Source organism: Corynebacterium sp. HMSC077G07, from assembly GCF_001809225.1.
Lineage (GTDB): Bacteria > Actinomycetota > Actinomycetes > Mycobacteriales > Mycobacteriaceae > Corynebacterium > Corynebacterium jeikeium_D.
This window is the reverse complement of the sequence record NZ_KV796517.1, coordinates 15,534-41,873: the sequence shown is the minus strand read 5'-3', so window position 1 is coordinate 41,873 and position 26,340 is coordinate 15,534. Positions and strand designations below refer to the sequence as shown.

Sequence of the window (26,340 nt, the reverse complement as noted above, 5' to 3'; positions counted from 1 at the left end):
CATGCGGACACACTTTTCTTTACTTAACCCTCTAGGGCGGGCTTACGCTTCACCAGAAGTAGTTTGCTGCACAGTAACCGGCTGCTGGCGAAGCGCAAGCCGTCCTAATGGCCCTAATGACTCTAATGCCCTGGTGGCCCTGTCGATTTTGGTGGCTCTGGCGGTCTTTACTGCCGTTGACAGCCTATCTTTCTGCCCATATGATTGGTGACATGACAACAAAGGACGAAGCCAAGCAGGTAGATAACGCTAACCAGGTAGAGGATTCCTCCCGCTCCACCGGTGGTGTGTACTCGCAGGAGGGTAAGGACTTTAACCGCGACACCCGCTATATCAACGACCGCATTGTTAAGAACGGTCGCGAGGTAGGCGACGGAATTAAGACGTGGCCCGTTGAAGCCGGTCACTACCGCCTCATCGCGGCTCGCGCGTGCCCATGGGCACACCGCACGCTTATTGTTCGCAGGTTGCTCGGCTTGGAAGATGCAATTTCAGTCGGAATTCCAGGGCCAGTGCACGATGCCCGCTCCTGGACATTCGACAAAGGCCCAGGTGGCCGCGATGAAGTACTCGGCTACGAGCGCCTGCAGGAGGCATTCCTCAAGCGTTTCCCGGACTACCAGCGTGGCATTACTGTTCCGGCCATCGTCGAGATCGAGTCGGGCGAGGTCGTGACCAATGACTTTCCCTGGATCACCTTGGACTTCATTACCGAGTGGACCGAGTTCCACCGCGAAGGCGCCCCGGATCTTTACCCGGTGGAGATGCGCGAGGAAATGGATGAGCTTATGCAGTTCATCTACACCGAGATCAACAACGGCGTCTACCGCTGTGGTTTCGCAGGCTCGCAGGACTCCTACGACAAGGCTTACGACCGGCTGTTCGATGCCCTAGACAAGGTTTCTGAGCGCTTAGAGACCCGCCGTTACCTCATGGGCGACCACATCACTGAGGCCGACATTCGCCTTTACACGACCCTGATCCGCTTCGATGCCGTCTACCACGGCCACTTCAAGTGCAACCGGAGCAAGATTTCCGAGATGCCGGTTCTATACAACTACCTGCGTGATCTCTTCCAGACTCCGGGCTTCGGCGACACCACTGACCTCGTCGATATCAAGCGCCATTACTACGAGGTCCACCGCGACCTCAATCCTTTAGGGATTGTCCCGAAGGGGCCGGAGCTCTCTGACCTGCTCCAGCCGCACGGCCGTGAGGCCCTTGGTGGCAGCCCATTCGGTAACGGCACCGCCCCGGCCCCAGTCAACCCAGATCCCGTTGAAGAGGGTCACCGCATCGAGGATCTCGTCGTAAAGCACTAACGTGCGGGGGCGTGTCCACGTACCCTTAGAGACATGCTCAAAGTAGGACTAACCGGCGGCATGGGCAGTGGGAAATCTACGGTCGCCCGTAGGTTTGCCGAGCTCGGTGCCGTCATCATCGACGCTGATCAGATCGCTCGCGACGTCGTCGAACCCGGGGAACCGACGCTTGCCGAACTCGCCGAAGCTTTCGGCGAGGGCATTTTGCTTGACGACGGCTCCCTCAACCGCGGCGAGCTTGCGAAGCGCGCCTTCGTATCCGCGGAGAAGACGGAGCTGCTGAACTCCATCACCCATCCGCGTATTGAGCAGCGCACCGAAGAGCAGTTCAACGCGGCAGGTGACGCCATCATTGTTTTTGACTCTCCGCTGTTGATTGAAATGGGGCAGTCGGAAGCACAGGACCTCGTCGTAGTTGTGCATACCCCGGTGGAGGTCCGTCTCGACCGTCTGGTGGAAAGCCGCGGTGTAGACCGAGAGGATGCGAAGCAGCGCATCGCTAAGCAAATCAGCGATGATAAGCGCCTGCAGTTCGCCGACGTAGTTCTGGAAAACTCAGGCACCGAGGAGGACCTCGTGCGCCAGGTCGACCGGATTTGGGAGCGGATTATTCAGCCGCTGAATCAGATTCGTCAGCTGCAGGCCGGGCAGCAAGATAATCCCGCAGCCGGATGATAGCCTCCTCAATCACCTCGGCGCGCTTGCAGAAAGCGAACCGCACCAGGTAGCGGTACTTTTCTGACTCTGGGTCATCCACAAAAGCGGTGACGGGGATGGCTGCGACGCGGCATTCCTTGACCAGGCGGGTGCAGGTCTCCAGGGCGTCGCCAAGCCCCCAGCTCGAGACATCGGCGACGACAAAATACCCTGCCTGCGGCGTGAAGACGTCGGCGCCAAGGCCCTCCAACCCATCGGCGAGGAGCCGCATGTTGCCCTCGAGCTGACCCGCCAGCTCGTCCACCCATGGGGCACATTCCTGCAGGCCACGGGCGACTGCGGGCTGAAGGGGAGTGGCGCCGACATAGCTCAAGAACTGCTTGGCCTTGACGACGCCATCGAGTAGTTCGGTCGGGGCCAGCGCCCAGCCGATCTTCCATCCGGTGACGTTGAAGGTTTTTGCGGCGCTGGACACGACAATGGTTCGCTCGCGCATGCCGGGCAGAGCGCTGATGGAAGAGTGTGACAATCCGTTGAAGTACAGGCGTTCGTAGACTTCGTCGGCAAGCACGAGTAGATGGTTTGCGATGGCGACATCGGCGATGGCCTGCAAGTCCTCGTCCGCGAGGACGGTGCCGGTGGGGTTGTGCGGCGAATTGATGATGATCATGGCCGTTTTGGCGGTGACGGCATCGGCAAGCGCGCTGCGGTCGAGCGACCAGGAGCGTGCCGTGCCGGAAGCTGCGGGGATGAGCGGCACCGCGGTATATGTGCAGTTAGCCAGTGCGATGGCGGCTTTGTACGAGTCGTAGTATGGCTCGATGACGATGACGTGGCTGCCGGGTTCGAGATGCCCCAAGGCGGTGGCGGCAATCGCCTCCGTGGCGCCGACCGTGACGAGGCATTCGGCGTCGGCGTCGTAGACCTGCCCCGTGCGGCGGGCGCGATCGGCGACGATAGCCTCGCGGAGCACCTTCATGCCGCGGCCGGGGCCGTACTGGTTGTTTCCTCCAGCTATCTGATGTCGCGCCTCCGCGAGCACCTCCGCCGGCCCATCCCAATCGGGGAAGCCCTGTCCAAGATTGATCGCCTCGTGCTCGGTAGCGAGGCGGGACATGGTGGCGAAGATGGTCTCGCCGAAGGGGCGCAAGCGGGAAACTGTCATGGTTTCACTGTAGGCGGGAGTTTGCGGGCTTGTTGCGATTCCCCATCGGCGAATCGCGGCTGGCGGCCAGCAGTTGCACCGACTGCCGACCGCCACCTGGTGCGCTAGTACATGTAAATCTTCGCGTTGTTGCCGCCGGTGCACACGACAACGTCGTCTTGTGTGCTGCAGCTGAGGTCGTAGGTCTTCCCGGTCGCGGGGCTCTTGGCCTTGATGTTTGGCTGCAGGTGGTCGCGGATATTGTCCTCCGAGGCGTTAAGCCCCTCGGTCTGCTGGTTGAAAACGGCCTTCGCAAAGTCGCAGCTCGTGTTTGGCCCCGCCGCGATGAGGTTGAGGCCGTACCCATCGCCGTAGATGCAGGTGGTTGCCTGTTCGCCGGCCGCCATGAAGGTGGATCCCGGCGAGGGGTTGTTGTAGATTTCAGCGGTCATGTCCTGACGAAGCCGGCTCCCGTCGCCGTTGTCGCCGCTTTCGCTTGACGACGTCGACGTGCCACCAGTCTCCGCCGTCGATGTATCGCCTCCCTGGTCCGGTGCAGAACCGGTTGGGTTTGGCGTGTTGCCCGAACTCTTGTCAGACACGCCATCCTCGGTCTGAGTAACGGTAGTGGTTTCAACCGGAGTAGCAGATTCGGGCGCTGCTTCGGTTTCCTGTGTTGAGCAGGCGGTGAAAGCCAATGCGGTGGTGGCGAGGATACCGGCCACAAGGGCTCGGTGTGAGGTTGCTTTTCGAGTGGTGGAACCTGGGCGAGTCGTAGCGTGCGTGTGGACTGGTGTGCGGCGCGAGGTGTTCATAGGCGCCAGGCTAGTTGCTGTTCGGTCAGTTTTCATTACAAAATAAATAACAATTGGGCAAGTGGATGGCTGTTTATCTCGCGATATCGGCTGTTTATCGCTGCTTATTGGCGTAGCCAACCGTTGGATTCCATTCCCAAACTTTCTGACAGGCAGGCCATCCTGGTTTATAGTCCACGCGGGGACGGCGCTTTTGTACCCATCGGATTGCCTGCTCGATCTCGTCGAGGACGCTGTCGAGATTCCAATTGATGCATGAGTCTGTGAACCGCAGGACTATCCAGCCGTGCAGCGTGCCGGAGTTGGCCTTCCAGCGATCTGCGATGAACGAGTCCTCGTTAGCGTGGTACGTCTCTGAGTCGACTTCGATAGCTATTTTCCACTGGTCAAGCAGGATGTCGAAGCAGTAGGGGCCGATGTACTGGTTCATTCGGATGCGGTACCCGCGCTTGATTAGTGGACGGGCCAGCTTGCGCTCGAGTTCGCTGCATGAGCCGATTGGCGTGGTGGCGATGGTTTCACGCAGCCAGGCGGGAACTTTCCGCATCCGGCTGAGGTCGTGGTTGAGTCGCTTCTCGCCGTCCCGGCCGGCGTAGTGTGTTTCCAGGATTCTGCGTGCATAGTCTTTTGAAGCTCGTGCTGCCCAGAGTGCTTCGACAACTGGGAGGCCATTGATGCTGGTGTAGGACGGTAGGCGGCTGTGCCTAATGGAGAAGGTCTCGGCCTGAACTGATCCCGCGCCTTCTGCCTGGATAGGAAGTGTCAGGGGAAGTCTCAAGTGGATTTGAGCTGCGCTTTTACCGGTTAGCGCAATGCTTTTGTAATGCCCCGTGATTGCTCGGGCGACTGAGGCGGGAGAGTGGTCGTCAATGTAGAGGCCACGTACCAATTTAATTAGCCTGCCTTGTTGTAGGAGGGCTCTGGTCTTTTTCTCTCCGATGCCGAGTGCACGCAACTCGGCCGTGGTGAAACTTCCCATGGTCGGGACTCTAAGCTTTTTCGGCCCAGGGGATTTTCTGTGAGAGAGGCTCCACGTCCAATCTGTGGACAACTTTCAGGGTGTGGATAACCCAGGCCTCCCGCAGCCTTGCAGCCTTGCAGCCTCGCAGCCGCAGCCGCGGACCATCGATAAGACGGCTTGCGCTTCACCAGGAGTCAGTCCATGCGCACTAAGGGCCAGCTGGTGAAGCGGAACCCGCCTTTGCTGGCCTGGCAGCGACTTTATGCCAGCCTTGTCCAAATCTGTGCCGATTTTAATGTTGGTCCGGAACTCGACAGCCGCTCCTAAGCCCCTGGGCCCCAGCCCTGGACAGCCCAAAGCCCCAGGAAGTAACGTAACCAGCCGCTTTCAAGACAGCCTTCGCTACGCTGGGAACTATGGCATTTGCAGCAGAGCAACCCGTCCTCGCGCACTCGGAGTTCCGTCCCGTCGGTGAAGTCGAGCGCGCTGAGGGAAACTTCGAGGTCATCAGCGAGTTCGAGCCCTCGGGCGACCAGCCGCAGGCAATCGCGGAACTGTCGGAGCGCCTAGATAGAGGCGAGCGCGAGGTAGTCCTGATGGGTGCCACGGGCACCGGTAAGTCAGCCACCGCAGCGTGGTTGATCGAAAAGGTGCAGCGGCCAACCCTCGTCATGGCACCGAACAAGACGCTTGCGGCCCAGCTGGCCAATGAGCTCCGCAGCCTGCTGCCAAACAACGCGGTCGAGTACTTCGTTTCGTACTACGACTACTACCAACCCGAGGCCTACATCGCGCAGACCGATACCTATATTGAAAAGGATTCCTCCATCAACGAGGACGTGGAGCGCCTGCGCCACTCGGCTACTTCAGCGCTGCTGTCGCGTCGCGACGTAGTCGTCGTCAGCTCTGTTTCTTGCATCTATGGCCTGGGTACCCCGCAGTCATACCTCGACCGTTCGGTGTGGCTGAAGGAGGGCGAGGAAGTCGACCGCGACCAGTTCCTGCGCCTTTTGGTGGACATTCAGTACGCCCGCAATGACATTGCCTTTACCCGCGGCACCTTCCGAGTAAAAGGTGACGTGGTCGATATCATCCCGGCCTACGAAGAAAAGGCCGTGCGGGTGGAGTTCTTCGGCGACGAGATTGATTCGCTGTACTACCTCAATCCAGTCACAGGCGACGTCATCGACCAAGTCCCTGAGCTGCGCATCTTCCCAGCTACGCACTACGTCGCAGGCCCGGAGCGGATGGAACGGGCCGTCGCGGACATCAAGGCCGAACTCGCCGAACGCCTGGCGGATCTGGAAAACCGGGGCAAGTTGCTGGAAGCACAGCGTCTGCGCATGCGCACGGAGTACGACCTCGAAATGATTGAACAGGTCGGCTTCTGCTCCGGCATTGAGAACTACTCGCGCCACATCGATGGTCGCGCGCCGGGCTCGGCCCCCGCGACGCTCATTGACTATTTCCCGGAGGACTTCCTCACCATCATCGATGAGTCGCACGTCACCGTGCCGCAGATTGGCGGCATGTTCGAGGGCGATGCCTCCCGTAAGCGCAACCTCGTCGACTTCGGTTTCCGCCTCCCATCGGCGCTGGATAACCGCCCGCTGACGTTCGACGAATTCGATGCCCGCGTGGGCCAGGTCGTGTTCATGTCCGCAACGCCGGGTGACTATGAGCTCGAAAAGACCGGTGGAGAGTATGTGGAGCAGGTCATTCGTCCGACTGGGCTGGTGGACCCCAAGATCGTCGTTAAGCCTACTGAGGGGCAGATTGATGATCTGATCGGCGAGATCCGAAAGCGCACCGAGCGTGACGAGCGCGTTCTCGTCACAACCCTGACGAAGAAGATGGCGGAGGACCTGACCGACTACCTGCTCGAAAATGGCGTGCAGGTGCGGTACATGCATTCGGATGTGGATACGCTCAAACGCGTTGAGCTGCTGCGGCAGTTGCGTCTCGGCGAGTACGACGTGCTGGTCGGTATTAACCTGCTGCGCGAGGGGCTGGACTTGCCCGAGGTTTCGCTGGTGGCAATCCTCGACGCCGACAAGGAGGGGTTCCTGCGTTCGGAGCGCTCGTTGATTCAGACGATTGGTCGTGCCGCGCGAAACGTCTCCGGCGAGGTGCACATGTACGCCGACAAGATCACCGATTCCATGCGGTTCGCCATCGACGAGACGGAGCGCCGCCGCGAAAAGCAGATTGCTTACAACACTGAGCATGGCATCGATCCGCAGCCGCTGCGCAAGAAGATCGCGGACATTCTGGATCAGGTCTACGACAACGCTGACACCGATTACGAAGGCAAGACCGGTGCGGCCGCTGATGCGCTGCTCTCGCGTGCCGACGGCTCGGGCGCGGCCGATGGTGCTAGCGGTAAGCAGATGCCGAGGGCGGAGCTTGAGGCGCTTATCGCGGACCTGTCGGAGCAGATGGCCGCGGCTGCGCGAGAGTTGAAGTTCGAGCTCGCGGGGCGCTTGCGCGATGAGATTTTCGACCTCAAGAAGGAACTTAAGGGGATGATTGAGGCCGGTGTCGAGTAGTTTTTTGCTACTGTTGTGGGAAGTAAAACAGTGTATTCGCGAAAGTGGCTCTGGCCAGTGGGTTCGGGGCAACGACGGCGTTACGCACGATGAACTGTTTTAATGCAACTTCCACAGTGAGGGATAGTTTTCATGAGTGATTACAAGACCATTGTTGTCGGCACGGATGGTTCTAAGTCGTCGCTGCTCGCAGTAGAGCGCGCTGCCTCGATTGCCGCGGCTTTCGATGCCACCCTGGTTATCGGCTGCGCTTACTACGAGACTGCAGAGGATGCGTCCAAGACCCTGCGCCAGGATTCGGTTCAGGTCCTCGGTGATGACCCGGCTCAGAAGAACCTGGCTGCTGCTAAGGAGGCCGCAGAAGCCGTCGGCGCTACCAAGGTTGAGACCGAGGTTCGTTCCGGCTCCCCGGTTGAGGCTCTGATGTCTCTGGTCACTGACCGTCGCGCTGACCTGCTGGTGGTTGGCAACCGCGGTATTAACTCGCTGACTGGTCGTCTGCTGGGCTCCGTGCCGGCTGATGTTGCTCGTCAGTCGGACTGTGACGTCATGATTGTTCACACTGTGAGCTAACAAAACGGTGAGCTAGTAGTTTAGCTTTCGCTTTAAACCGGCATCTCTTAGTTGAGGTGCCGGTTTTTCTATTGCCGGCCGGTGATAATCCCTTCTTCAACTACAAAAGGCCAGCTAATTCCGTTTCTGGTTAAGACCTGGTTGCGAAGGGATTCAGGAAGAATTTCGGTGCGGCTGCCGTAGCCCATGAGGTACTCGTCAAAAGCGGGCAGTCGAAGCGTCAGTGAAAGCGCGGCTTCAAGCTCGGCTTCAGTTACGTTCTGCTGCCATGTCGGCATGAAGTACTCATTTTGCGCGAGATTTTCGCCGATGAATTCTGTGCCAGTTGGCGCGTCCGGAGAGGCAGAGGAATCGAGGGAGAAAGGAACTATTAAGTGGTCGATAAGCTTAAGGGCCTTTTTCGCTTGAGTTTTCGTCATCCCCAGCCACCACGCGAAGTCAGCTACACAGATAGGTCCGCGGGAATTAACATAGCGCCAGGCAATGTCGGCCAGCGTGGAATCAGCTGAGTGTTCTGTGCTGGAGCCCTCTGTGGTATTTGCTGAGAGGCCGCCTTTGAAAGTTACGTCGGCAAGCAGGACGAAGGTATCTTCGGATCCTTTTCGTGGCCCTTGGACGACAGCGCCTTCGCCGCCGAATGTGCGCAGTAGGTGAGGACCTCTTTGTTCCGTGGGGTCTATTCCATGATCTGCGAAAACCTCATAGGCTTCAGTCCGAGTCAGCGGGTCGGACAGGCCACGTGAGCGCAATTCGGAATGAAATGCTGCCCTTGCGGTCTGCACATCATCTTGAGAAAGCCCGAGTGTCGTACGACGTCTTGCTGCTGCCTTTTCGATGCGCGGATTCGTCAACCTCATAATTGCTCGCGCGTCTTGCGCTGAAACAAAGTGCAGGGTGCCTCGTTGCGACCAACAGCGAACGATGTCGTAAGAAGAAATGGCTGCTAAAACATCGTCGGTGGTGCTGCCACTGCGCAAGGCGATGGCATCAACACCGTTCGAATAATTCTGTCCTTGCAGAGCAACCATGCCATGCGTTGCTGATAATGCAGGCGACTTGAGGTTTGTATTCCAATCGCTGCGTGCTTGACTTGCAGCTAACCCCTGGGCAATGAGACGGCGTGCGCGAAGTTCAGCTAGCTGAGGTAGATAGTTTTGGGACATTATGTCTCACTCATTCTGTACGGCACTATCCTCGTCATTCTAACCACTGCAGCTCCGGCAAAACGCCTGACTGCTGAGGCGCCACAACAATTAGCCCCTGGGTCGCACGAGTCAGTGCAACGTACAGGTCCTGTAGCCCCTGTGGGGATTGCGCCACAATCTGGTCGGGCGCAACGACGATGACCTCGTCGAATTCCAGGCCTTTTGAGGTCGTGATGTCGTAGACCGCGCAGTTGGTGAGTTTGCTGGGGCGAGTAGCAGGTGCGTCATCGGCGGCACTAGCCCCGCCAGCACCATCAGGGTCACCATCTCCATCAGCTCCACCACCGAGAAAATCCCGCACCTCCGCGCGCGTGGCTTCGAGCAACTCGGCGGGCGCGATTACAGCGACCAGGCGGTCCGGCTGCGCAACCTGCTCCACATGCGTCAGAGCCTCCGCGACGGTGTGGGCCTGAACAGGCTTGCGGCCGGTCGCGCGGATCGACTGCGGCGCCTCCAGCTCCGGGTCAATCTCAGCCAGGACGCTGGCGGCAACCTCCATCACCTCAGCTGGGGTGCGGTAGTTGACGGTTAGCTCGTGGAGATGCCACCTCGATCCGATGATGGGTTCCAGCACATCGTCCCAGGTCGCGGCGCCTGCGGGGGAGCCCGTCTGGGCCACGTCGCCGACGAGGGTCATCCAGCCGTTGGGGCTGCGGCGGCGCAGCATTCGCCAGGCCATCGCGGAGAGTTCCTGAGCCTCGTCGACGATGACATGGCCGTAGGCCCACAGGCGATCCGCCGCCGCCCGCTCGGCGGTGGATCGCAGGTCGCGCTCACGGTGGCGTTCGGCCAGTGCCTCGGCATCGATGACGTCATACGCTGACAAGATCTCGGCCTCGAAGCCGTCGTCAAGATCCTGGGACGCAGAACTGGACAGGGTATCCAACGCGCCCTGCGCCTCCTCGACGCGGGCCTGCCAATCCTCTTCATCGGCCTCCGCGTCACCAACTGGGCCGAGGAGTTCCGCCAGCTCGTCGAGAAGCGGGGCGTCGGAAGGCATCCAGTCGGTGCCTTCCGGCCGGTAGAGAGCCTCGCGCGTCAGCTCGTCGTAATCGGTGGCGGCGTAGTCGATGGCCTCGCGAGAGCTCAGCAGTTCCGACAGCACCCGCTCGGGCGTAAGCGCAGGCCACAGCTCGTCGAGGATGTCGGCAACTGCTCCGGATTCGTCGATTTCGTCGCGTAAGTCGGCAACGTCGGTCACGGACAGCAGGTTCTCGCCGCCCAGCGGGTCGGCGCCGATGACCTCGGCCATCTGCGCGGCCAGGAGCTCCACCACGTGATCGCGGAAAATCGGCCGGGCCAGATTGTGGGGTTTCCGAGTCCGCCGCGCACGCGTGCGTGCAGCTTTCACCATGTCAGGTGTGATCGTCAGGGTGATGTTGTCGTTCCGGACTTCAAGAGGTTCCGCGGGGAGCTCCTGGTAGGCCCGCACGGCTTCGCGCAGGATAGTGAGCATCTCAATCGAGCCCTTAACTTCCTGCGCAACCAGGGGTTCGGGGTTGTGTCCGTCGATAAGCGCGTTGGAACCGCGCACGCCGGGGTAGAGATCGGCAATGGTGGTCAGTACCACGCCCGTTTCGCCGAGGCTCGGCAGCACGCGCGAGATGTAGTCGAGGAAGGTTGTGTTCGGGCCGATGATGAGGACACCGGTTTTCGCCAGTTGATCGCGGTAGGTGTAGAGAAGCCATGCGACGCGATGCAGCGCCACTGCCGTCTTGCCTGTGCCGGGACCGCCCTGGACAACCAAGGTTCCGCGGGTGGAGTCGCGGATGATGAGGTCCTGCTCGCGCTGGATGGTCTCCACAATGCCGCGCATATGGCCGGTGCGCGCTTGATTCATGACCTCCCGCAGCACCGATTCGCCACCGACGCCCGCTTCAACTTCGGTCTCGTGTGCGCTGTCGGCTTCCTCGCCGGAGAGCCATTCGTCGTCAATGCTGCGGACCTTCCGGCCGTGAGTGCGCAGGTGTCGACGCAGACTGACTCCCTCGGGATGCGCGGTCGTGGCCAGGTAAAACGGGCGCGCGCCGTCGGCACGCCAATCCATGATGACCGTGCGGTAGTCGTCGTCTTCATCGGACAGGCCGATTCGCCCGATGTATCGCTTATCGACGGTCGCCCCCGGCCCTTCCTCTGCCAAAGGATTGTCGGGGTCTGTGTCATCGATATCGATTCGACCAAAGACCAGGCCAATCTCGGCTGAGCGGTAGCGGTCCAGATTAGCCTGTAGTCGGTGGTATTCCACCTCGCGTTCAACGCGGGCTTGCGGGTCTGGGTCGTCGATGAGCATGACCTGGCGCAGGTACTCTTGGTCGCGCTCGCGTGCCCGGTCGAGGAAGCTGAACGCACGGTCGACGTAGGCCTGTTCGGCAGCGAGGATGCTTTCTTCTTCTCGCTGTGGTGCTGAACTTGCCTGGTCCGGCAGACCTGCCTGGCCAGTGTGGCCAATGCGGCCTGTCTGGTCCTGCCCGGGCTCGGATGCGCGCGACGCCAACCTGGTCTCCTCAACGAATCGCAAAATTAGTGCTAACTGATGTGCTGAATGAATATAAAAATATGAAAACGCTCCCGCACGCGTAGTGGCGTGGGGAGCGTTTAAGTATACTGCTTTAACTGCGGCAGCAAACTTACTGCAGGCGCTTCTGCGCCTTCTTTGCGGACTTCTTGGCCTCCTTGGAAGCCTTGGCTGCGCGCTTGCGCAGTTCCTTGCGCTGCTTGCGAGTGTCCTTCTTGAGATCCTTGCCCAGGTCCTCGGCATAGTCGCGCGCGTCCTCAGCGAGCTCGGTAGCCTTGGCAATCCAGTCGTCCTTGTTGTCCTCGACGTAGCTCTTAGCGGTGTCGAAGGCGTCGGTGAGTTGCTCGCGCCAGCCGTCCTTGTTGTCCTCGACGTATTCACGAGCCCCATCGGTGGCCTCAGATGCGCGGTCGCGGAGCAGCCCGGCCTTTTCGCGGACGTTCTCGCCGGCGGAAGCGAAGGCTGCGCTGATTTCCTCAGTGCGCTGCTCGGTTTCAGACTTGGTCGGCAGGGCAGCCTGAACCTTCTTGTTCAGCTGCTTGTCAGCCTTCTCAGCGCGCCAAGCGACACCCGGCTTGCCGTCGGTGTCAGCGGTAGCAAGGAAGAGGCCGCCCAGCAAACCGATGTCGGTCAGGAAACCAGTGCGGCGAGCTGCCTTCTCCTTCGAATCCTGGGTCTCCCAGAATGCGTGGCGAGCCAGCATCGTCGGAACTTGTGCAGCGACCAGAGCGGTGGCGGACAGGCGTGGGGCCTTACCCAGAGCGTAGAGGGAACCCGCAGCAACCTTGGTGCCAGCGACGACCTGGACAACCAGCTTCTCGCTATTTGGCACGTACTTGTTGTACTGGTTCGGGGTTACGGAGCGGACGCGGGCAATCAGGTCGCGTGCGCCCTCTTCATGATCCTTCTGGTTCATCAGCGTGTCGACACCGTCGGCAACGAAAACCGAGGCCAGCATTGGTCGGGCAAACTTGCGAATCATCTAAATTCCATCTCCTTTGTCGTCCAGGTGAAACCGTGTTTTTGGCCATCTGGTCGCTGTAATTCACTATTAATCCTACGCAGCCCGGCCTATTTATGTCGCGGGATTGACGAGTTTTTCAGAAGCTCCGGCTGCATCCAGCGCTGCCAACCACACTCATCCAGCACTACCGACCACGCTCATCCAGCGCTACCAACCACGCTGGCGCCAGTTCTCGACCTCGGGGCTCTCGACACCAACTGTGGTGTCTTTGCCGTGGCCGGGGTGAATCACCGAGTCGGCGGGGTAGACGTGAAAGAGGCGGCTCTCGACATCGTCGATAAGCTGCGTGAAATCCTCGGGCGAGTACGTTTTGCCGACACCGCCTGGGAAGATGCTGTCACCGACGAAGAGGTGGTGTGACGGGGTGTCGTCGGAAAGCGCGCCGGCCTCCTTGGCGGACAGGTCGAGGCAGAGACCGCCCTTGGTGTGTCCGCGCAGGATGAACGTGGGCAGCGTGATGCCCTGGCCGAACGTGATGGTCTCGCCGCCGTCGAGCTGCTGGTCGGCGGGCTCGGGAATGTCGGCAGCGTCGAGGCTGGACGTGATGTGGCGGGCCGGGAATGCCTGTAGAAGTTCGCCGAGCGCCTGGACGTGATCGCCGTGGGAGTGCGTGGTGACAATCGTGCGCACCTGCGCGCCGACGTGCTCAACCAGGCGGATTAGGTGCTCGGCGTCGGTGGCGGCGTCGATAAGTAGAGAACTGTCGGGCTCGCGGGAGTCGACCAAAAGGTAGACGTTGTTGTCCATCGGTCCGACGGAGGTCTTATAAATAGTGACATTGCCGTAGTCAATGCGCTCAACGCCGCGCGTGCTCGGCGAGTTGGAGTAGGGGCTGATTGTAATGTCGTCGTTCATGCGCCCCAGGGTAATGAGGTGTCTGTCGGCGCGCTAGGAGCGCAACGTAACCACGAGTCTCTGAACACATGTGCGAAAAATTGGTTATGGGCTGTAGACTAGTCGGCAGTGAATCGTCGACGAATTGAGGTTTCCCACTGTGGCTGAACGTCTAGTGGTCAGAGGCGCCCGCGAGCATAACCTGCAGGGTGTTGACATCGATTTGCCCAGAGACAAGATGGTGGTTTTCACCGGTCTGTCGGGGTCGGGTAAATCGTCACTGGCATTTGACACAATTTTCGCCGAGGGCCAGCGCCGTTACGTGGAGTCGCTGAGCTCCTATGCGCGCATGTTCCTGGGGCAGATGGAAAAGCCCGATGTAGAGATGATTGAGGGGCTCTCGCCGGCGGTGTCGATCGACCAGAAGTCGACGAACCGCAACCCGCGCTCGACCGTCGGAACCATCACTGAAGTGTATGACTACCTGCGTCTTCTCTACGCGCGCACCGGTACTCCGCACTGTCCGACCTGTGGGGAAGTAATCTCCTCACAGACTCCACAGCAGATCGTCGATCAGGTCATGGAAATGCCGGAGGGCACCAAATTCCAGGTCCTCGCACCCGTCGTGCGCACGCGCAAGGGTGAATTCGTCGACCTGTTTGAACGCCTCGCATCCGAGGGATACGCGCGTGTCATCGTCGATGGTGAAATGCACCGTCTAACGGATCCGCCGAAGCTGAAGAAGCAGGTCAAGCATGACATTGACGTGGTCATTGACCGTCTCCAGGTGAAGGAGTCGCAGCAGCGCAGGCTCACCGATTCCGTCGAAACGGCGCTTCTGCTTGCCGACGGCGTCGTGGTCATCGACGCCGTCGGGCTAGAGGCGGACGACCCGCGTCGAACCCAGCGGTTCTCGGAGAAGATGGCCTGCCCGAATGGGCACCGTATTGCTATCGATGAGTTGGAGCCACGGTCGTTTTCCTTTAACTCGCCGTATGGTGCGTGCCCGGAGTGTGACGGTATCGGTACCAAGCTGGAGGTGGACACGGACCTGGTGATTCCAGATCCGTCGCTGCCGACGATTGAGGCGATTGCGCCGTGGCGGCAGACGCTGAACAAGAAGTACTTTGAAAAGCTGGTTGAAGGCCTCGCCACCGAGATGAGCTTCGACCCGACCACGCCTTTCGAAGACCTCACAGCGCCGCAGCGCAAGGCCCTGCTGCATGGTTCCAGCCACAAGGTCACGGTGCGTTACCGCAATCGCTACGGCCGTACTCGCCAGTACACCGCACCTTTCGAAGGCGTGATGCCGTACCTGCACCGCAAGCTGTCGCAGGCAGAGAGTGACTCTCAGAAGGATCGCTTCCAGGGGTACATGCGTGAAGTGCCGTGTCCTGCGTGTAATGGCACGCGTCTGCGGCCAGAAATTCTTTCGGTGACGCTGGATTCGGCGGAGTTCGGGCAGAAGAATATCGCCGAGCTCACAGAGCTGTCGGTCCACGATGGCTCGGCATTCCTGAATTCGCTGACTTTGGGCAAGCGCGAGGAAATGATTGCCGGTCGCGTTCTGCGTGAGGTGCAGGCTCGTCTGAAGTTCCTGCTGGATGTGGGGCTGGACTATCTGTCCCTGTCGCGTTCGGCGGGCACGCTGTCCGGTGGCGAAGCGCAGCGAATTCGTCTGGCCACCCAGATTGGCTCGGGGCTCGCCGGCGTGCTCTATGTCTTGGATGAGCCGTCGATTGGTCTTCACCAGCGCGATAACAGTCGTCTAATCAAGACTCTGAAGAACCTGCGCGACCTGGGCAATACGCTGATTGTGGTCGAGCATGATGAGGAGACGATTCGCGAGGCCGATTGGCTGGTCGACATTGGGCCCAAGGCCGGTGAATACGGTGGACAGATCGTCTACCAGGGCGAACCGTCGGGCATTGTTGACTGCGAAGAGTCGCTGACAGGTGCGTACCTCTCGGGTCGTCGGGTGTTGGCGGTGCCGGAGAACCGGCGTGCGATTGATAAATCGCGCATGGTGACGGTCAAGGGCGCTCGCGAAAACAACCTGAAGAAGATCGACGTGAAGTTCCCCCTCGGCGTGTTGACCTGTGTGACGGGTGTTTCCGGTTCAGGCAAGTCCACCTTGGTCAACGAAATTCTGGCCAAGGTGATGAGCAATGAGCTCAACGGTGCTCGTCAGGTGCCGGGACGTCACAGCCGCGTGGAGGGGCTGGATCAGCTGGACAAGCTGGTGCAGGTTGACCAGTCGCCGATTGGTCGCACCCCGCGTTCCAACCCAGCGACGTACACCGGCGTGTTCGACAAAATCCGCAACCTCTTCGCAGAGACGCAAGAGGCCAAGGTTCGCGGTTATAAGCCGGGCCGGTTCAGCTTTAACGTCAAGGGCGGTCGCTGTGAGGCGTGTAAGGGCGACGGCACCATCAAAATTGAGATGAACTTCCTGCCGGATGTCTACGTGCCTTGCGAGGTTTGCCATGGCGCGCGCTACAACCGCGAAACGCTGGAGGTTCGCTACAAGGGCAAGACCATCGCTGAGGTGCTGGACATGCCCATCTCCGAGGCAGCGGAGTTCTTCGAGCCGATTCAGTCGATTGCGCGTTATCTCAATACGCTTGTCGACGTCGGCCTGGGCTATGTCCGCCTCGGGCAGGCGGCGACCACGCTCTCGGGTGGTGAGGCTCAGCGTGTGAAGTTGGCCAGTGAGCTGCAGAAGCGCTCCAATGGTCGAACCGTTTACATCTTGGACGAGCCGACAACGGGTCTGCACTTCGAGGACATTCGCAAGCTGATGCTCGTATTGCAAGGCCTGGTGGACAAGGGCAACACCGTCATTGTCATTGAGCACAATTTGGATGTCATCAAGTCTGCGGACTGGATTATCGACATGGGGCCGGAGGGCGGCTCCGGCGGTGGCACCGTGGTTGTAGAGGGCACGCCGGAGGATGTCGCGAACTGTTCCGGCTCCCACACCGGGCAGTACCTGAAGCCGCTGCTTAAGTAGCTTAGGTAGTCGGCTCGTTTCCGTCGGAAATTCCAGGACCGCCGGTGCGGGTGAAGCCTTCCAGTCTGTCAGCAGCGGGGTCGGCATCGGCAGCGTCGGCAGCGTCAGTATCGCTGGCGGTGCCGTCACGCTCCGGTGCCGCCGGCTCCTCGGCACTCTTCTGCTTTGCCCCGGAGACCGCCATGGCCAGCAGAATCAAACCACAGCCGAGGAACGCCAAGGCGCGGATAACGCCATCGAGCGTTGCCATGTCGTAGAAGATCAGCTTGACGATAGACAGCGCCGCAATCGTCAAACCCGCTGCCAGTCGCGCCGGAATGTGGTGGAACCTCTTCGATAGCACCAGCATGCCGGCAATCGTGGCCCAGAAAATACTCAGCAACATGTGTGCAGCGTTGAAGCTCACGCCAATAGTCGTGAGCAGCACGATAAATGGCATACCCAGTGCAGCCAGGCCAATCAGTGCAAAAGCTGGCGGTAGCTGCGACCTCGCTGCCGTCACGGCCAGGCCGACGTCGGCGCACAGCAGGAACAACAGCGAAAGCATTTCTGCCCACGTTGCCGAGTAATCAGCTGCAGCACCGGCATTCAATGCTGCGGGCAGGATGTAGAGGTGTACTACCGTTGCGCCGAGCAGCCAGGTCAGTGCCGCAATCTTTGTATATGGTGCCACGGCATCCCGGGTTGGTTCAGGAGCCTGTAGTCGTGCGCCAATCGCGCCGTGCTTCGGTGCTGTGGCCAGCGCCCAGACAAAGAGCGCGGCACCGATGGAGATTGGGATGAGACCCCAAGTGTGGGTTCCAGTATCGGTTCCTGAGCTCCTTTCCGGGCCTGCCACCGCGAGCGCTAGCCAGGGCAGGATTGCCGTGGCCAAGGCCATTGGGGCGAGATAGCGGAAGATGGCACGGTTCCAAAGGAATACTGCAGCAATTGCGATGAACAGCACGAATCCGCCGTAGAACAGCAGCCAGAGGCTGGAGGCGGACTGTGCGGCGTTGACCATTGGGACTGCAGCTACAACCGGAGTCGAGAAGGCAACTACTGACGTGATGGTGACCAGATCGTCTTCCCAAGTGCTGGTTTCCGAAGGCTCGTCGTCAAGCTCGGGAGTGAGTTGGCGAGTCAACGCCAGCGGACCGAACTGGGCAAACACGAAAAGGGCAATGGTGAGTGCGGCGATTGCGGGCATCACCAGTGCATTGTTGGTCGTGATTACGCCGATGAGAACGTTTGCGCCGAGCAGGAATGCGACTACGTACTTCCGGAAGGGGACGTTCAGGAGGCAGACGATAGCGGCGATGACCATCAGTTGAAGGGTGATTTGCGCGAGCGAAGAGCTCAGCGGGCGGGCGTGGAAGTTGAGGCCGATCGTCGCCCACAGCATTAATCCGGTGTTGATTGTGATTGTCCACGCCGCGGTTGCACTCGACTTCGTCCACCGCGCGCCGTATAGACCGACTGCGGCGAAAGGCAGCATGATGACCAGCGTCGCGGCCACCGGAATCCAGTCGAGGAGGTAGGACATCGACATCGTTGTCAGGTGCGCAGCGGCTAGTGATGTCGCAATCAACGCCGTCACGCCAGCAGGCGGTGCTTGACGACGGTGCGCTCGCACAGCTGCGACCGCGAGCACGGCGGCCAACAAGTAAGCCAGGACCACACGACCGGCCGGTCCGATCAGGCCGGATTGGATTGCGACCGCGACGAAAAATGCGATACCGGCAGCGGTGATGAGACCACCGAAGATGGCGATGATTCTGATGATTGCCTTCTCGTTGCGCCACCAGGGCTCGCGAGGTTCACGCGGTGCCTCTGGCAGCTTCGGTGGCGGGGTGGAGTCTGTGGGAGAAGACTGTGGCGACTTTGAATCCCGCCGCCATTGGTGGGCAGAGGGGAAGCCAAACATCGGCTGCGCAGCTGCGTCGCTCTGTGGCAGGGGAGCTGGTTGATTCCGCCAGTCCGCTTGTGTTGGCGGTGGTGGCACCTGTATCTGCTGAGACTGCTGGGGATACTGCGGTGTGGCGAGCGTCTGCTCAGCCTGCGGTTCCCAACGGGGAGGAGGTGCCTGCTCTAGTGGCGGACTGGGCGCTGGCGGCGGTTGCGGATTGTGTTGATGTGCCCCTTGAGGTGCAGCATGGGGCGGCGCTTGAGGTACCGGCGCAGATTCCGCTCCCGTAGTGTGAGGCGCGTGCGGTCCAGTCGGCGCTTGCCCGCTTGCCTGAGAAAGGCGCACCTGCCAAGTACGGGTGAGCTGAGCCAGCCGAAGCGAGCTGGCCTCCAAATCTGCCAGAGCATGGGAAAGCTCTGAGACGGAGTCGCCGGTCAGGACAAAATCGCCGGTCGGTGGCTTGTCGTATCGGGCGGAATGCTGATTAGGATCGGTGTTCTCGGCTTTAGGGCCAAAGCCGTTGGAGCCAGTATTCATGGTGACGACTTTAATCGTGTTTGGCCTAAAAACTATGGAGAGAATCTACCAATCTGATTACAATTCGGATTGCACTTTTTTGACGCTTGGTATCGCGTCGGGTGCCGATGGTGAATAACCCGGAGTGAGAGCCGGTTTTGGTATGCGAGAACAGCTGTGTTAACATCTCGTCTACGACCGCCAGAATGCGATGCTTGCTGCCTTCGGGGAGCATTTAGTTGCATTCGGCAGCGAAGAGGATTTAAGTCCCACCCTAGGTGCGCCAAAGAATTACGGTAGCGCCGGGGTCCACCCTAATCGGTGATGTCACATCGCACGATTGGAAGGCGTCCTTATACAGTGTGTAGTAATCCGCTGTAGACGCGTGGCTTTTCTTCCTTTCCCGCTTGCTATCGCGGTTTGAAACGAAGATTGTTCAGGTTCAACCTAGGAGGCCACATCAGCGCTGAAGCTCGTATTAACGAGGATATTCGAGTACCGGAAGTCCGCCTTGTAGGACCGAATGGTGAGCAGGTGGGCGTTGTCCGCACCGGTGACGCACTCAAGCTCGCTTACGAAGCAGACCTTGACCTGGTTGAGGTTGCTCCGCGAGCAAAGCCGCCGGTCGCCAAGATTATGGACTACGGCAAGTTCAAGTACGAACAAGCCCAGAAGGCACGCGAGGCTCGAAAGAACCAGCAGCAGACTGTGGTCAAGGAGCAGAAGTTCCGTCCGAAGATTGATGACCACGACTACGAAACCAAGAAGAACAACGTTGTTCGTTTCTTGGAGAAGGGTTCGAAGGTCAAGGTCACGATTATGTTCCGTGGCCGTGAACAGTCTCGTCCAGAACTGGGATTCCGCCTGTTGGAGCGTCTGGCCGCCGATGTCGAAGAGTACGGCACCGTCGAGTCTCGCCCGAAGCAGGACGGTCGCAACATGACTATGGTCCTGGGGCCGGTTCGGAATAAGGGTAAGAAGTAACCGACCTGACCAGAAATGGTTGTAAACGAGATTTTTGCGCCACGAGCGTCAAAGATCGGTAGGGGAGAGTTTTAACATGAAGCAGAAGACCCACAAGGGCACCGCAAAGCGCATCAAGGTTACCGGTTCCGGCAAGCTGCGCCGCGAGCAGGCTAATCGCCGCCACCTCCTGGAGGGCAAGCCGTCCACTCGTACCCGTCGCCTGAAGGGCACCACGGACGTTGCTAAGTCGGACGTCAAGCGCGTCAAGCGTCTGCTGGGCAAGGCTTAGTTTTTCAAGCCTCGTCCCAGGGCAATCGCCCTCTTAATTTCACTAGTTCTTAAAGACAACGAAAAGGAAGTATCACCGTGGCACGTGTGAAGCGGTCTGTTAACGCTAAGAAGAAGCGTCGCGAAGTTCTCGATTCCGCAAAGGGCTACCGTGGTCAGCGCTCCCGCCTGTACCGCAAGGCCAAGGAGCAGATGCTCCACTCCAAGACCTACGAGTTCCGCGATCGCCGCCACCGTAAGGGTCAGTTCCGTCGTCTGTGGATTCAGCGTATCAACGCTGCTGCCCGCGCTAACGACATCACCTACAACCGCTTCGTCCAGGGCCTGAACCTGGCTGGCGTTGAGGTTGACCGTAAGAACCTGGCTGAGATGGCTGTCAACGACCCACAGGCATTCGCTGCTCTGGTCAAGGTCGCTAAGGATGCTCTGCCGGAGGACGTCAACGCTCCTGCTGCTAAGTAAAGCAGCTACGAGGTAACTCGTACGTAGCGTCGGCAAGCGCCTGCGACCGGCAGTGCGCCTGCCAACATCTTTGAAAAACCACCGTCGATTGGGTTAACGAATAACCTCGACGGTGGTTTTTCGTATCCGCACTGGCGGTTATGAATCCCGAGCCGCATCACTAGGATTAATCACTATGAACTCTGCGCTGTACTTCAATGACGAGCCGTTTACTCCTCGCACTCCGCGAGTCTCGGCGGCTATTCAGCTCCACCGTGCGGCCAAGCGGAAGAAGGCCGGGCGCTTCCTCATCGAGGGCTTCAATTCCGTCGATGCAGCTATCCGCGCAGAGGCTGTCGTGGAAGTTTTCGTCACGGCAGCCGCCGCCGAGCAGTTCCGTGAGCTGCTCACGGGGTATCTCGAATCTGGGACGCAGCGTAAGTCTGTTTCGCTTATCGACGACTCCGCCGCCCGCTCTTTGAGTGAAACTGTCACCACCACCGGACTCTTCGCCGTCTGTGACACTAATGCGGTGTCCACTTCGTTGGAAGAGGCTATTGAGGTTGGAAAGCGGTCCGGCTGTCTGGTGATTCCGGTGGAGTGCAATGACCCGGGTAATGTCGGCACGATTGTGCGTATGACTGACGCCCTCGGCGCTGGCGCGGTTATCCTTGCTGGCGATTCGGTCGATCCTTTGAACTCTAAGGCTGTGCGTTCCTCGGCAGGTTCTGTTTTTCATACCCCTGTCGCACGCGAGCGCGATATTGATGTCGTTATGGAGAAAGTCAGGGAAGCGGGCTTTACCACCCTCGCCACGGCGATGGATGGCGCTCTCACTCTCGGCGTTGATGCGCTTCCCGACGGTCCCGTCGCCTGGCTTTTCGGCAACGAAGCACATGGCCTGTCGGAGGAGATTACGGCCTCGGCGGGGGCAAGTGTGTCCATCCCTATTAAGGGCGAGGCGGAGTCGTTGAACCTCGCCACCGCAGCGGCCATGTGCCTGTGGGAGACGGTCCGGGGTAAGTAGGAAACCTCGATGGTGAGGTGCGTGCACGTGTGCAGTTATCCTCGACTATGATTGTTCCATCACAAGAACTGATAGTCCTATATAGAAGTGGTTGACACGTGAGCGATTCGCCAAATCCTATCGATCTTTCCGAGGACGCCCTCCAGGCGGCTGCGCAGAAGGCCACGGATGCCTTTGATGCTGCCGGCAATCTGGATGAGCTTTCTGCCGCCCGCCGTGAGCACTTGGGGGATGAAGGGTACATTCCACAGGCTCGCCGCGCGCTGGGCTCCATTCCGAAGGCTGAGCGCAAGGATGCTGGTCGTCGCGTAAATGTTGTTCGCGGAGCCGTCGAAAAGCACTATGCTGAGCGACTTGCGGTGCTGGAGGAAGAGGAAAACGCGCGTCGTCTGGTCGCGGAGCGTATCGACGTGTCGGTGGACACCACGCGGGGCCAGCGCGGCGGCATGCACCCAATTACCATTCTGTCCGAGCAGATCGGTGACATCTTTGTGGGCATGGGCTGGGAAGTCGCCGAGGGCCCAGAGGTCGAAGCCGAGTACTTCAACTTTGACGCACTGAACTTCCTGCCGGATCACCCGGCTCGTACTCTGCAGGATACTTTTCACATTGCGCCGGAAGGATCCAAGCAGGTGCTGCGTACGCACACCTCGCCGGTTCAGGTTCGTACTCTGCAGTCGCGTGACCTGCCGATTTACGTTATCTGCCCGGGCCGTACCTTCCGCACCGATGAGCTCGACGCCACCCACACCCCGGTCTTCCACCAGGTGGAGGGACTCGCTGTGGACAAGGGGCTGACCATGGGGCACCTGCGCGGCACGCTGGATCACATGGCAAAGGCGCTGTTCGGTCCGGAGACCAAGACCCGCATGCGCACCAACTACTTCCCGTTCACTGAACCGTCCGCTGAGGTTGACGTCTGGTTCCCGAATAAGAAGGGCGGCGCAGGCTGGATCGAGTGGGGTGGCTGCGGCATGGTCAACCCGAACGTGCTGCGGGCCTCTGGCATTGACCCGGAGGTGTACTCGGGCTTCGCGTTCGGCATGGGCCTGGAGCGCACCCTGCAGTTCCGCAATGGCCTGACTGACATGCGCGACATGGTCGAAGGCGACGTCCGCTTCACGCAGCCGTTCGGTATCCGCGGCTAATTCACTGACCTACAGATAGGAGTTTTACTTACATGTTCATTCCACAGTCGTGGGTCACTGAAATCGTTCGCGGCCCAGAGAACACCATCAACCCGGACTGGTCCGTTACCCCGGACGAGTTGGATGAGGGCTTTGTCCGCGTTGGTTTTGAAACCGAGGGGCACGAGCCGCTGGAGAAGGTCGAGGGGCCGCTGGTTTTCGGTCGCGTCGACCACATTGAGGAGCTCGAGGGCTTTAAGAAGCCAATTCGCTTCTGTCAGGTCAATGTCGGTGATGCCAATGGCACCGGCGAGCTGCAGGAGATCATCTGTGGTGCCCGCAACTTCGAAGAGGGCTCCATTGTTATCGTCGCGCTGCCGGGCTGCGTGCTGCCGGGTGGGTTCGAGATTTCCGCACGGAAGACTTACGGCAAGGTTTCCAACGGCATGCTCTGCTCCGAAGCTGAGCTGGGTATGACCGATTCCTCCGCCGGTATTCTGACGCTGCCGTCGGCCCCAGCTGAGCTGGGTTCGTGCGCTAAGGAATTCATCGGTCTCGATGACGAGAAGTTCGAGGTCAACATCACCCCGGACCGCGGTTACGCGCTGTCGGCCCGCGGTCTGGGCCGCGAGATCTGCTCCGCCTTCAACCTCGACTTCGCCGATCCAGCCAAGGTCAACGAGCTGCCGGTCGAAGGTGAGGTCCTGAACGTCACTATCGACGAGGACACCGACACCCGCCGCTTTGGTCTGCGCCGAGTCACCGGCATCGACCCGAACGCCGAGACCCCGTGGTGGATGCGTCGCCGCCTGCTGCTGGCTGGTCAGCGTCCGGTCAACGTGGCCACGGACGTCACCAACTATGTGATGCTACTGCTCGGTCAGCCGATGCACGCTTTCGACGGTTCCAAGATCGCTGGTGGCCTGCACATCCGCAACGCTAAGGCCGGCGAGACTCTGACCACTCTCGACCACGTGGACCGCAAGCTCGACCCGGCGGACGTTGTCATCTGCGACGACAACGGTATTCAGTCGCTGGCCGGCATCATGGGTGGTCTCACCTCCGAGATCGCCGACGACACCACCGATGTTGTCTTCGAGGCCGCCAACTGGTCGCCGCTGCACGTCTTCCGCAGTGGTCGCCGCCACAAGCTGAGCTCTGAGGCTTCACGACGTTTCGAGCGCGGCGTGGACACCGCTCTGGTCGAGCCGGCTTTGGATCTGGCCTGCCAGCTGCTCGCTGACATCGCCGGCGGCACTATCGACACTGGTCGCACCCTGCTCGGTGAGGTTGCCGCCATGCCGACTATTGACTTTGCCGTCAACCGCGCCAGCGAAGTTGCGGGCGTTGATTACCCGCGTGAGACCGTCATTGGACGCCTGCGCGAGGTCGGTTGCGAGGTCGTCGACAACGGTGACCGCCTGGCTGTCACTCCGCCGACCTGGCGCTCGGACCTGACCATGTCCGCTGACCTGGTTGAGGAAATCCTGCGTCTGGAAGGTCTGGAAGACATTCCGGTTATCCTCCCAATCGCCCCGGCCGGTCGCGGTCTGACTGAGCGTCAGCTGCGTCGCCGCTTCGTCGGTCACGCGCTGGCTCACAATGGCTACCTGGAGATTCTGCCGACACCGTTCATTGCCAACGATGTCTTCGACGTCTGGGGCCTGGACGCTGATGACCCGCGTCGTAACACCGTCAAGGTCATCAACCCGTTGGAGTCCGACCACGCTCAGCTGGGCACGACTCTGCTGCCGTCCATGCTTGAATCGCTGAAGCGCAATGTTGCTCGCGGCCAGGTCGACCTGTCGCTCTACGGTGTGGAGCAGGTTTCCATCGAGCGCGGTAACGGTGTCTCGCCGATGCCGTCTACCGCGGGTCTGCCGAGCGAGGCCGAGCGCGCCGAGCTGCTGGAGTCGCTGCCGGAGCAGCCGCTGCACGTCGCCACTGTCGCCTGCGGTCGTATCCGCCTGGATAGCCCGTGGGGTGACGAGGCCGCGTACACCGTCGCGGACGCCATCGAAGCCGCGCGCATTGTTGCCCGCGCTGCCAATGTCGAGCTGGAGATCCGCAATGCTGAGGTGCTGCCGTGGCACCCGGGCCGCTGCGCTGAGCTGCTTGTCGACGGCGAGGTCGTCGGCCACGCCGGTGAGCTGCACCCGAAGGTATGCAAGGATGCTGGTCTGCCGGAGCGCACCTGCGCGATGGAGATTAATCTCGATGCGTTGCCAGTTACTGAGCATCTGCCGGCGCCGGTACTCAGCCCGTTCCCGGCTGTCCACCAGGACGTCGCGCTTGTTGTCAGCGATGAGGTCTCCGCCGCAGAGGTGGAGAAGACTCTGGTGGAGGGTGCTGGTGAGCTCCTCGAATCCATTCGTATCTTCGATGTTTACCGTTCCGAGCAGATGGGCGAAGGCGTTCGCTCACTGGCGTACTCCCTGCGTTTCCGCGCGCCGGACCGTACGCTGAAGGAAGAGGAAGCTTCCGCAGCTCGCGAGGCGGCCATTGAGCTGGCCACTACCCGTCACGGCGCTCAGCTGCGCGGCTAAAAGGGGAGACCCCGGGGAGAGATACCCATGATTGGCAACTTGCGGCACCGCGACAACAGGCTGGATAGCGCAGAGGCGCGAGAGCAGCGCGTTGGGGCGTGCGCGGTGAGCAGCGCGAAGCCTGCGACGACTGTGGCGGCAGCTGCTGTCACGGCAGGTCTGTTGCTCACCGGCGTGCCGAGTGCGGCTGCGCTGGTTGGCGGGGAGGCTGCTGCGCCGAGTGTGGCGGCGGACTCCGTGGTGTCAATCATGGTCCAGACCAGTCCCCATACCGGAAACTTTTGCACGGGAACTGCAATCGCCCCGCAGTGGGTAATGACCGCAGCCCACTGCGTGCGTGATGTCCCGCAGCAGGTTGGGGAAGTCGAGGTCGGATTCGGCTCGGATGCCCGGCGTGTACCGATTGATCGCTGGGAGATTGCACCCACCGGTGACGTAGCGCTTGTTCACCTTGCGGGCGACGCAGCTCTTCCGGGGTATCCCGCAATGGAACGTCGTCAAGCGTTTTCGGAGCAAGAAACGGCAGGCACGGTCTATGGGCGATCGCTGCTCGGCGATGTTGCGGATGGCACGCTGCCGTCGGCGACCGTCACCGCTTCGATGTGTCCAGTGAAGTATCAACAATGCGTGCGGGAAGACTCGGTGTTGGCGCGCATGGAGCGCCCCGCGGCGTTGCAGGTGGGCGATTCGGGCGGACCGCTTTTTATCGACGGCCAGCTAGCGGCGGTGTTCTCGGGCGCGGTGGCTTTTGATGGCAGCGTCGCACCGGAGGAGTCGGGTTACTATCTTTACACCACGACGTCATCGGTGGCGCAGTGGGCAGATGGCGTGATGAGCCAGGAGTCAAGCGTCGTAGTTGAATAGTCCGGCGTTGAGTAATCCGGCGCGCTGATTGAATGGCCGGCTCGGCGAACCAGATGTATGTACCG

General features: G+C 60.2%; 20 protein-coding genes. 12 read left to right on the top strand and 8 right to left on the bottom strand.

What is annotated here, in order from left to right; all coding sequences use genetic code 11:
- Positions 1-212 precede the first annotated feature (212 nt).
- Together HMPREF2562_RS00505 and coaE are read left to right on the top strand one after the other, a co-directional pair.
- Positions 213-1,322, top strand: a complete 1,110-nt coding sequence (locus tag HMPREF2562_RS00505) for a glutathione S-transferase family protein (RefSeq protein ID WP_371259423.1) — start codon at positions 213-215, stop codon at positions 1,320-1,322.
- A 33-nt stretch (positions 1,323-1,355) separates the two neighbouring features.
- Positions 1,356-1,997: a dephospho-CoA kinase gene (gene coaE, locus HMPREF2562_RS00500; protein ID WP_049190004.1), complete on the top strand. Its 642-nt coding sequence runs from the start codon at positions 1,356-1,358 to the stop codon at positions 1,995-1,997.
- On the opposite strand, the gene HMPREF2562_RS00495 is transcribed toward coaE, so the two are convergent.
- From HMPREF2562_RS00495 to HMPREF2562_RS00485, 3 genes are all read right to left on the bottom strand, one after another.
- A complete protein-coding gene (locus tag HMPREF2562_RS00495) occupies positions 1,930-3,144 on the bottom strand; it encodes an aminotransferase class I/II-fold pyridoxal phosphate-dependent enzyme (RefSeq protein ID WP_049190002.1) in 1,215 nt (404 codons plus the stop codon). The two genes, coaE and HMPREF2562_RS00495, sit on opposite strands and share 68 nt — an antisense overlap.
- 104 nt (positions 3,145-3,248) lie before the next feature.
- Complete coding sequence (locus HMPREF2562_RS00490) at positions 3,249-3,938, bottom strand: hypothetical protein (RefSeq protein WP_241482415.1); 690 nt, start codon at positions 3,936-3,938, stop codon at positions 3,249-3,251.
- A gap of 94 nt (positions 3,939-4,032) precedes the next feature.
- Positions 4,033-4,917 (bottom strand): DUF559 domain-containing protein, encoded by an 885-nt coding sequence (locus HMPREF2562_RS00485; protein ID WP_049193954.1) that lies wholly within the window; start codon positions 4,915-4,917, stop codon positions 4,033-4,035.
- A gap of 398 nt (positions 4,918-5,315) precedes the next feature.
- Here HMPREF2562_RS00485 and uvrB point away from each other — a divergent pair, with 398 nt between their 5' ends.
- Positions 5,316-7,448, top strand: coding sequence for an excinuclease ABC subunit UvrB (gene uvrB, locus HMPREF2562_RS00480; RefSeq protein ID WP_016422912.1), 2,133 nt, complete (start codon positions 5,316-5,318; stop codon positions 7,446-7,448).
- A gap of 132 nt (positions 7,449-7,580) precedes the next feature.
- Positions 7,581-8,021 (top strand): universal stress protein, encoded by a 441-nt coding sequence (locus tag HMPREF2562_RS00475; protein ID WP_005511992.1) that lies wholly within the window; start codon positions 7,581-7,583, stop codon positions 8,019-8,021.
- A 68-nt stretch (positions 8,022-8,089) separates the two neighbouring features.
- On the opposite strand, the gene HMPREF2562_RS00470 is transcribed toward HMPREF2562_RS00475, so the two are convergent.
- The 4 genes from HMPREF2562_RS00470 to HMPREF2562_RS00455 form a co-directional block, all read right to left on the bottom strand.
- Positions 8,090-9,184 carry a DNA glycosylase AlkZ-like family protein gene (locus HMPREF2562_RS00470; RefSeq protein ID WP_069359779.1) on the bottom strand — a complete coding sequence of 365 codons (1,095 nt, stop codon included), beginning with the start codon at positions 9,182-9,184 and terminating at the stop codon, positions 8,090-8,092.
- 34 nt (positions 9,185-9,218) lie between these two features.
- Complete coding sequence (locus HMPREF2562_RS00465; protein ID WP_053087280.1) at positions 9,219-11,720, bottom strand: HelD family protein; 2,502 nt, start codon at positions 11,718-11,720, stop codon at positions 9,219-9,221.
- Between the two features lie 133 nt (positions 11,721-11,853).
- Complete coding sequence (locus HMPREF2562_RS00460; RefSeq protein WP_070549339.1) at positions 11,854-12,723, bottom strand: DoxX family protein; 870 nt, start codon at positions 12,721-12,723, stop codon at positions 11,854-11,856.
- A gap of 189 nt (positions 12,724-12,912) precedes the next feature.
- The gene (locus tag HMPREF2562_RS00455) at positions 12,913-13,620 is read right to left on the bottom strand and encodes an MBL fold metallo-hydrolase (RefSeq protein ID WP_083295677.1); all 708 of its coding nucleotides are present in this window, start codon (positions 13,618-13,620) and stop codon (positions 12,913-12,915) included.
- 139 nt (positions 13,621-13,759) lie between these two features.
- Between HMPREF2562_RS00455 and uvrA the strand changes: the two genes are divergently transcribed.
- Positions 13,760-16,612 (top strand): excinuclease ABC subunit UvrA, encoded by a 2,853-nt coding sequence (gene uvrA, locus HMPREF2562_RS00450; protein ID WP_049170364.1) that lies wholly within the window; start codon positions 13,760-13,762, stop codon positions 16,610-16,612.
- A gap of 1 nt (position 16,613) precedes the next feature.
- Here the strand turns inward: uvrA and HMPREF2562_RS00445 are convergent, their stop codons facing one another.
- Positions 16,614-19,037 (bottom strand): DUF2339 domain-containing protein, encoded by a 2,424-nt coding sequence (locus HMPREF2562_RS00445; RefSeq protein ID WP_070549337.1) that lies wholly within the window; start codon positions 19,035-19,037, stop codon positions 16,614-16,616.
- 411 nt (positions 19,038-19,448) lie between these two features.
- On the opposite strand from HMPREF2562_RS00445, the gene infC reads away from it, so the two are divergent.
- From infC to HMPREF2562_RS00410, 7 genes are all read left to right on the top strand, one after another.
- Positions 19,449-20,000, top strand: coding sequence for a translation initiation factor IF-3 (gene infC, locus HMPREF2562_RS00440; protein ID WP_005511730.1), 552 nt, complete (start codon positions 19,449-19,451; stop codon positions 19,998-20,000).
- A 76-nt stretch (positions 20,001-20,076) separates the two neighbouring features.
- A complete protein-coding gene (gene rpmI, locus HMPREF2562_RS00435; RefSeq protein WP_005511726.1) occupies positions 20,077-20,271 on the top strand; it encodes a 50S ribosomal protein L35 in 195 nt (64 codons plus the stop codon).
- A gap of 77 nt (positions 20,272-20,348) precedes the next feature.
- Positions 20,349-20,732 (top strand): 50S ribosomal protein L20, encoded by a 384-nt coding sequence (gene rplT, locus HMPREF2562_RS00430; protein ID WP_016422904.1) that lies wholly within the window; start codon positions 20,349-20,351, stop codon positions 20,730-20,732.
- 175 nt (positions 20,733-20,907) lie between these two features.
- Positions 20,908-21,738, top strand: a complete 831-nt coding sequence (locus tag HMPREF2562_RS00425; RefSeq protein WP_070549335.1) for a TrmH family RNA methyltransferase — start codon at positions 20,908-20,910, stop codon at positions 21,736-21,738.
- Between the two features lie 98 nt (positions 21,739-21,836).
- Positions 21,837-22,886 carry a phenylalanine--tRNA ligase subunit alpha gene (pheS, locus tag HMPREF2562_RS00420; RefSeq protein WP_070429629.1) on the top strand — a complete coding sequence of 350 codons (1,050 nt, stop codon included), beginning with the start codon at positions 21,837-21,839 and terminating at the stop codon, positions 22,884-22,886.
- Between the two features lie 32 nt (positions 22,887-22,918).
- Positions 22,919-25,411: a phenylalanine--tRNA ligase subunit beta gene (gene pheT / locus HMPREF2562_RS00415; RefSeq protein ID WP_070549333.1), complete on the top strand. Its 2,493-nt coding sequence runs from the start codon at positions 22,919-22,921 to the stop codon at positions 25,409-25,411.
- Positions 25,412-25,438: 27 nt separating this feature from the next.
- Entirely contained in the window at positions 25,439-26,275 is an 837-nt protein-coding gene (locus HMPREF2562_RS00410) for a trypsin-like serine protease (protein ID WP_070549331.1), read from the top strand.
- Positions 26,276-26,340 lie beyond the last annotated feature (65 nt).